The sequence below is a fragment of the Ottowia beijingensis genome (assembly GCF_013423955.1).
Classification (GTDB): Bacteria; Pseudomonadota; Gammaproteobacteria; order Burkholderiales; family Burkholderiaceae_C; genus Ottowia; species Ottowia beijingensis.
In genome coordinates, this window is the sequence record NZ_JACCKX010000001.1 from 4,001,767 (window position 1) to 4,008,472 (window position 6,706).

Here is a 6,706-nt window from a genome sequence, read left to right on the forward strand (position 1 = left end):
AGCGCCATGAACAAGAAAGCTCACGAGCAGATAACCGCACATGGAAATGTGCAGGTTCGTTTCTATTTTGACTTTCTCAGTCCTTATGCTTATTTGGCGCAACATCGCCTGAAGAATCTATCTGCCAGTCATGGCTGGCAGATAGATTTTCGAACATAGACCTGAGTCATGCCAAGAGGGCCATTGGCAATGTAGGGCCTGCCAACCGCGACATGCCAGTGAAACTAACTTATCTTGCCAAGGATTTGTCGCGTTGGGCTGACCTTTACGGCATTCCATTGACGTTCCCGCCAAACTACAACAGTAGCAGCCTGAATGTTGGCTTGTACTACGAACCATGTAAGGGTTGCGAGGCCGAATATGTAGGTACAGCCTACGGTCTCGTCTGGGGTCTCGGACTAGCACCGGATGACCCAAAACCCTCGCGTCAGTAGCCCACCACATGAACTGGGATTCTGATGATTTCATCGAGTTCACCCAAAGCGAACCAGGACTGCAGGCGTACCGTAAGTCCACCGAGGACGCTATCGCGCAACACGTTTTTGGAGTACCCACCATGGCCGTGGGAAATGAGATGTGGTGGGGCAACGATCGCCTGTTCCTACTTGAAGAACACTTAATGAAGGAGACATCAAAATGACACATTTGACAATGACCCGCCGTCATGCATTGACCAGCATTGGGATGCTCGCCGCAGGCACCATACCGACTCTCGCCCACGCCGAACCACCGGTCGGCATGGCCACCATCGTAGTCGGTCTCGCTGCAGGTGGCGCCACTGATGCGGCCGCCCGCAGGTTAGCTGAGGGCATCCGCGGCAACTATGCGAAGACTGTTGTCGTAGAAAACCGCACTGGTGCAGGCGCACGCTTAGCCATCCAACATGTAAAGGCAGCCGCCCCCAACGGCAGCACGCTGCTGCTGACGCCAGCTTCCATGATGGCGATCTACCCCCACACCTATAAGGATCTTGCCTACGACCCAGTAAAGGACTTGGTTTCTGTTGCCCTCGTGTCGACTTCTGAACTCGGCTATGGCGTCGGCTCTGCAGTGCCAGAGTCTGTAAAACCATGGCGGATTACCAGGCATGGATCAAGACTTCGGAGGCTGCTGCAACATTCGGGCACGGCGCCACCGGATCTGGACCACACTTCCTCGGAGAACTGCTGGGCCGACTGTCGGGCGTGAAAATGACGCAGACAGGCTATCGCGGCTCGCAACCAGCGCTACTGGATCTGCTAGGCGGACACATTCCCGCAGTGGCAGCGCCCCTTGGCGAATTCCTGCCCCACATGAAGAGCGGAAAATCCGAATGCTGGCCGTCACCGGCAAGGCGCGGTCACGCTTTCTGCCGGATGCACCGACGTTCAAGGAACTGGGCATTGCACTCAGCGACATGACTGAGTGGTTTGGCGTCTTTGCACCAGCAGGCACCCCGGACAAGCTGGTGCAACAAGCGAATGCTGCAATCAAGGCCGCTCTGACTAACACCGAGCTCGTAAATGCCTATGGGCAAATGGGCATGGAGGCAATCTGGAGCTCCTCGGCAGACTTGGCTGCGCGCCTGAACTCAGACCTCCAGCGCTGGCGCGGCGTGGTGAAGCAAATTGGATTCACCGCCCAATCATGAGAGGAGACTTCAGCAGAATGCTCAACCGACGTTCGATAATTCATTCAATCGGCGCTATCGTCGCACTTGGTTCCACATCCCGCGCAATGGCGCAAGGGACAAGTGTGCTGAAGGTGATCAACGGGTTCCCGGCGGGTGGCGTTGTCGACACGGTCAGCCGACGTGTTGGTGAAGGCATGGTCAATGCGGGTTACGCAAATTCAGTGGTCGTTGACAACCGGTCAGGCGCTGGAGGGCGCATCGCCTGCACGGCTATCAAGACCGCCGCGCCCGACGGCCACACTCTGCTGCTGACACCCGACACGGTGTTGTCGCTTTACCCGTTCATATACAACAAGCTCGACTACGATCCTTTCAGAGACTTCCTCCCAATCTCCGTTGGGGCATTGACCACAGATGCTCTGGCAGTTGGACCCATGGTGCCGGATCAGGTCAAGACACTGAGAGACTACATGGCCTGGGCGAAGGCCAACCCACAGCAGGCAAGTTTCGGCTCTCCGGGCACGGGCTCCCCCTTGCATTTGCTCGGATCATTGCTGAGCAGAGAAGCAGGAGTCCCACTTACCCATGTGGCTTACCGTGGGGCGGCGCCTGGTGTAGCCGATTTGGTCGGAGGGCAGATCAGCGCCATGATCGCCCCAACGGGAAATTTCTTGAGCTTTCAGCGATCGGGTAAGTTGCGGCTTCTAGCCACATCAGGCGTGCGACGCACACCGTTCACACCAGAAACCCCCACCTTCGCCGAACAGAAATTTGGTGACGGCTATCCTGCCGAGGAGCAGTGGTTCGGCTTCTTCGCCCCGGCGTCTACACCTGATGACCTGATAGCGAAGGCAAACAAGAGCATCATCCAGTCCCTAGGAAGCAGGAATGTAGCCGAATCACTTGCCAGCTTCGGCCTTGTCGCAAAGGGTTCCAGCGCTGCCGAGATGAGCGAAAGCCTTCGAAAACAGCACGACGTCTGGGGTCGGTTGGTCAAAAACTCGGATTTACGGCGGAATCGTGACAAGACCTATTCGCAAATTATTTGCGCAGCTCGAGATGCGAAAGAGCGGTATTCCGTTCATCAACACGCGGGACGGCTTCCTGGCATACATCAAGTGCCAGCAGCATTGGGCCAAGGTAATTGCTGAAGCCAAGCTTGAAAAGCTGGACTAACCCTTGCTTTTAACGGCACTCGAGCCCGGAATGAGGAGCGTACAACTCGCCTTCCGGGCTTTTTTATGGGTCTTGCTGCGCAAGCTACTGATTCCCGAGTGGAGTCGTCCTAACTGTCGCATCCCGGACGATCATATGGTCGCTTGTTAAACAGATGCGGGTGCGACTGATACCACTGTTTCATGGCCTGCATGGGCGTACTGCTCTTGAGCGCTGATTGCGGCAATTGGTGGTTGTACAGCGCCACATAGCGCAACAAGGTTTGCTCCATGTCCTCGCGGCTGTTGAACCTGTGGGTCTTCAGGACGTCTGCAATACGCCCATTGAACCGCTCCACCATACCGTTGGTTCTCGGTGTTCTGGGCTTGGTCAGCCGGTGCTCTATGCCCAGCTCCTGGCACAGTTGATCGAACTCATGGTTGCCGCTGGGTTCGCGTTCCCGGCTGGCAAACAGGCGGTCTGTGAACTCCTTGCCGTTGTCGGTCAGCAGCTTGGTGATCCTGAGTGGACAGGCCTTGTGCAATGCCTTCAGGAAGGCTTGCGCACTGGCGGCCGTCTTGTTGGTCTTGAGCTGCACAAACACCCAGCGCGTAGCCCGATCAATGGCCACGAACAGATAGCGCCTGCTGCTCTCGTCCTGCATCTGGGGCAGGTACTTCACATCCATGTGCACATAGCCAGGCTCGTAGCTCTTGAAGGCCTTGTGTGCTACCGCAGCTCCTGGGGTTTGAGGGCGTTGAGGTTGCCCGCGCCATGGCGGCGCAGACAGCGGTCCAAGCCAGAGCGTGAGACATGGGGGCAAATGAACTCGCGCGTGACCGCCAGCAGGTCATCCAGGGGCAGCAGCAGGGTACGCCTGAGGTGGAGCACCACGGTCTCTTGCGCAGGCGTGAGCACGGTCTGCAGGTGATGGGCCGTATGCGAGCGGTCTGCAAAAACATCGCGCTTCTTCCATTTGTAAACCGTCTGCTCAGTGATCCCGAAGCGCAGGGCCAGGACGTTGGCTGGCTCGTTGCTGGCTGCGATCTCGGCACGCACCGCGGGCGTGGTGCGGGCGTTCTTGTGCAGGGCAATCAACATGGCTTTACTCCCTGGGTAGATTGCAAGGACTCTATCAACTCTTGCAGGACCGCTCTGGCCATGAAGAGAGGATAAGAACTCCACTTTTCAGGGGCAACCTCAGCTGGAGGTCAGCGCGAGCGGGTACTTCAACTGGCTGCGCCGGCGTGAGTCTGGCCACGGTGGACCTGCCCGGCGTCACAGCGACGAAGCCCTGCTGGCGTACATGCGCGCCATCCACGCCGAGGTGAAGGGGAATACGGCTGGCCACGCATGCACAAGGAACTGCTGGCCCGGGGCATCCGAGTGGGCAAAGACCGGGTGCGCAAGCTCATGCAGCAGCACGGCATCAGGGCCAAGACCAAACGCAAGTTCGTGGTGACCACCGATAGCCGCCACAGCCTGCCGGTGGCGCCCGACTTGGTACAGCGGCGCTTCAACCCCGAGGCGCCCAACCAGCTCTGGAGTGGCGACATCACCTACATCCAAACCGACGAGGGCTGGCTGTACCTGGCTGCGGTCATCGACCTGTTCAACCGTCAGGTGGTGGGCTGGAGCCTGCAGCCGCACATGCAGGCCAGCCTGGTCAAGGACGCGCTGGCCATGGCGTGGTGGCGCCGCAGGCCGCCTCCTGGGCTGATATTCCACAGCGACCGGGGCAGCCAGTATTGCAGCCATGAGTTCCAGGATGCCTTGAAGGGCTGGGGCATGCGTTCATCGATGAGCAGAAAGGGTAACTGTTGGGACAACGCACCGACCGAGAGCTTCTGGGGCCGGCTGAAAACAGCCAGCGTACATGGGTGCAAATTCGCTACCCGTGAGCAGGCCAGGCAGGCGGTGATGGACTGGATGGCCTTCTACAATCACCGCAGGCTGCATTCGTCGCTGGGCTACCTCAGCCCGATGCAGTACGAGCAGCGCTGGTACGAGGCACAGCGTAAAAGGCCGCGTGAACCGTGGGTTAAGAGCTACACGAAACAGGGGCAAGGTCATCCCTCACGTCCTTCTCGCAGCAGTCGTAGAGGATCATCGTTTTGACGAGCAAGTCCTGGTTGCGCTTGCCAGCGATCCAGCCACGGCGCTTCAGCTCCCTGCCAATGTCCCTCAGCTTCTCTGGTCCGGGCGTTCGGCCGGCCGCGCTTGGCGTTTTGCGTTGAGCTGGCGGTGCACAGCGGGGCTCAGGTACTTGGTCGCATCGAACTGCACGATCCGATCCACCGCTGCGACGAGATCGTGCACGGCCAGAAGGAGGCCCAGCGGAGCCGTGATTTCCTCGTCGCCGTGCGTGAGAAAAAGTATCCCCAGTGGGCGCGCCCCGAGGTCACCCAGCGCACCAGCCCCGTAGAGACTCTTCTTGGAGAGTTGCCGATAAGCGCTCGTCAGGCGCGGCACCGTGGTAACGATTCTGTGCTGCGCGATCAACTTCTCTACCCGCTGCAAGCATCTGTAATGGTGCAGGCGCATGGCGTAGGGGATTCGATCAACCGCGCGCGCGAGAAACGCTTGTTCCTCTGCCCACCGCGCAATCATCTCGCTCGGCTTGATGCCCGCTGCCGCAATCATGCGTGAACCCCTCGCCGAATCGGCGTGACCTTCTCGTTCTTCCCCTGTGCCACGGCCTTCAGGCGCTTCTCCCAGGACTTGAGCGCCCTCACCTTCTCGGACCAATAGCTGTGCCGGTCGTAGTTCCGGTCCTGCACGCCGCCCAGGCCATGGCTGAGCAACTGGCCGCGCACGTCCTTGCTCACGCCCAGGGCGGCCAACTGGGTTTCGCAGGTCCTGCGGATGTCTCGAAGGAGAACGACGAGCGCGCCTCTTCGGCTTTGACCATGGCCTTCGACATTTCCGTGACCGCCGCCGAAAGCGTGTCGACACTGACCGGGATCGCCTTGCCGTGCCCGTCATCCATGTTGGTGAACAGCGGGCCGCTCGGGTGCAGCGCCAGCGCCTCGGCAACGATTTCCTGCGTATTCCACGCGATGGCGGACACGATTCCATGCTGATGGCGGACAGTGTTCCAGCGTGATGGCGGACAGTGTTCCACGCTGAAGGCGGACAGCATTCCAAACTGATGGCGGACACCTGCGGGGTGTTCTGAGTGACCCGAACGCGGCATACGCTGCCCGGTTTTGACCGGAACCAGCGATGCCCACACCCAGGGTCACCATGAGCAAACTACGACACACACTGCAACTGCTGCACCGCGGGGCCTTGAGCACCCGTCAAATCGGTGCCGCCCTCGGCATCTCCAAATCCACTGTCAGCGAGATAGCCAGCTACGCGCGCGTGGCCGGCGTGGACTGGGCACTGGCCCAGAGCTGAACGACGACGAACTCCAGGCCCGGCTCTACAAGCCACCCGTGGCGCGCGAGTCCCGGCACCTTGAACCCGACCACGCCCACATCCACCGCGAACTGCGCCGACCTGGCGTGACGCTGCAGTTGCTTTGGGAGGAATACCAGCAACAGCACAGCGGGCAGGCGTACAAATACAGCGCCTTCTGCGAGAAGTACAAGGCCTGGGCCCGGCGCCTGCAGCGCTCCATGCGCCAGACCCACACGGTGACAAGCTCTTTGTGGACTACGCCGGCCAGACCGTTCCCGTGGTGGATGCCGACACTGGCGAGATACGCCAGGCCCAGGTCTTCGTGGCCGTGCTGGGCGCATCGAACTACACCTACGCCTGCGCCACCGCCAGCCAGAAGGCCACCGACTGGGTGGCCAGCATCATTAGCGCGCTGGAGTTCATCGGCGGCGTGCCCCGCCTGCTGGTGCCTGACCAGCCGCGCGCCCTCATGGCCCGACCCGACCGTTACGAGCCCACCGCGCACCGCCTGCTCGAAGAGCTCTGTGCGCACTA

The 6,706-nt window shown here is 60.0% G+C and carries 7 protein-coding genes and 4 pseudogenes; 7 read left to right on the forward strand and 4 right to left on the reverse strand.

The annotated features are described in order from the left end of the window. The first annotated feature begins 6 nt into the window (after positions 1–6). The 5 genes and pseudogenes from H0I39_RS24370 (at position 7) to H0I39_RS19745 (ending at position 2,763) form a co-directional block, all read left to right on the forward strand. Positions 7–640: pseudogene (locus tag H0I39_RS24370) on the forward strand (2-hydroxychromene-2-carboxylate isomerase). After that, complete coding sequence (locus H0I39_RS19735) at positions 637–1,188, forward strand: tripartite tricarboxylate transporter substrate-binding protein (protein ID WP_180551611.1); 552 nt, start codon at positions 637–639, stop codon at positions 1,186–1,188. The pseudogene H0I39_RS24370 and the gene H0I39_RS19735 overlap by 4 nt, the downstream one beginning before the upstream one ends. Next, positions 1,071–1,400, forward strand: coding sequence for a tripartite tricarboxylate transporter substrate-binding protein (locus H0I39_RS24375; RefSeq protein ID WP_373368324.1), 330 nt, complete (start codon positions 1,071–1,073; stop codon positions 1,398–1,400). The genes H0I39_RS19735 and H0I39_RS24375 overlap by 118 nt, the downstream gene beginning before the upstream one ends. Then, on the forward strand, positions 1,313–1,630 hold the full coding sequence (locus H0I39_RS19740; RefSeq protein WP_180551612.1) for a tripartite tricarboxylate transporter substrate-binding protein: 318 nt from the start codon (positions 1,313–1,315) through the stop codon (positions 1,628–1,630). Before H0I39_RS24375 ends, H0I39_RS19740 begins: the two co-directional genes overlap by 88 nt. Positions 1,631–1,734: 104 nt before the next feature. Further along, on the forward strand, positions 1,735–2,763 hold the full coding sequence (locus H0I39_RS19745; protein ID WP_308645902.1) for a Bug family tripartite tricarboxylate transporter substrate binding protein: 1,029 nt from the start codon (positions 1,735–1,737) through the stop codon (positions 2,761–2,763). Between the two features lie 134 nt (positions 2,764–2,897). Here H0I39_RS19745 and H0I39_RS19750 read toward each other — a convergent pair. After that, a pseudogene (locus H0I39_RS19750) lies at positions 2,898–3,868 on the reverse strand (IS481 family transposase). 103 nt (positions 3,869–3,971) lie between these two features. On the opposite strand from H0I39_RS19750, the pseudogene H0I39_RS19755 reads away from it, so the two are divergent. After that, positions 3,972–4,789, forward strand: a pseudogene (locus tag H0I39_RS19755) (IS3 family transposase); the annotation flags it as partial. A 162-nt stretch (positions 4,790–4,951) separates the two neighbouring features. On the opposite strand, the gene H0I39_RS19760 reads toward H0I39_RS19755, so the two are convergent. Genes H0I39_RS19760 through H0I39_RS19770 form a run of 3 tightly spaced genes read right to left on the reverse strand, consistent with a single transcriptional unit; the run spans position 4,952 to position 5,837 of the window. After that, positions 4,952–5,410, reverse strand: a complete 459-nt coding sequence (locus H0I39_RS19760) for a hypothetical protein (protein ID WP_180551613.1) — start codon at positions 5,408–5,410, stop codon at positions 4,952–4,954. Beyond that, the gene (locus H0I39_RS19765; RefSeq protein WP_180551614.1) at positions 5,407–5,595 is read right to left on the reverse strand and encodes a site-specific integrase; all 189 of its coding nucleotides are present in this window, start codon (positions 5,593–5,595) and stop codon (positions 5,407–5,409) included. The genes H0I39_RS19760 and H0I39_RS19765 overlap by 4 nt, the downstream gene beginning before the upstream one ends. Beyond that, positions 5,592–5,837, reverse strand: a complete 246-nt coding sequence (locus tag H0I39_RS19770) for a hypothetical protein (protein ID WP_180551615.1) — start codon at positions 5,835–5,837, stop codon at positions 5,592–5,594. The genes H0I39_RS19765 and H0I39_RS19770 overlap by 4 nt, the downstream gene beginning before the upstream one ends. A gap of 585 nt (positions 5,838–6,422) precedes the next feature. On the opposite strand from H0I39_RS19770, the pseudogene H0I39_RS19780 reads away from it, so the two are divergent. Continuing rightward, positions 6,423–6,706: pseudogene (locus H0I39_RS19780) on the forward strand (IS21 family transposase); the annotation flags it as partial.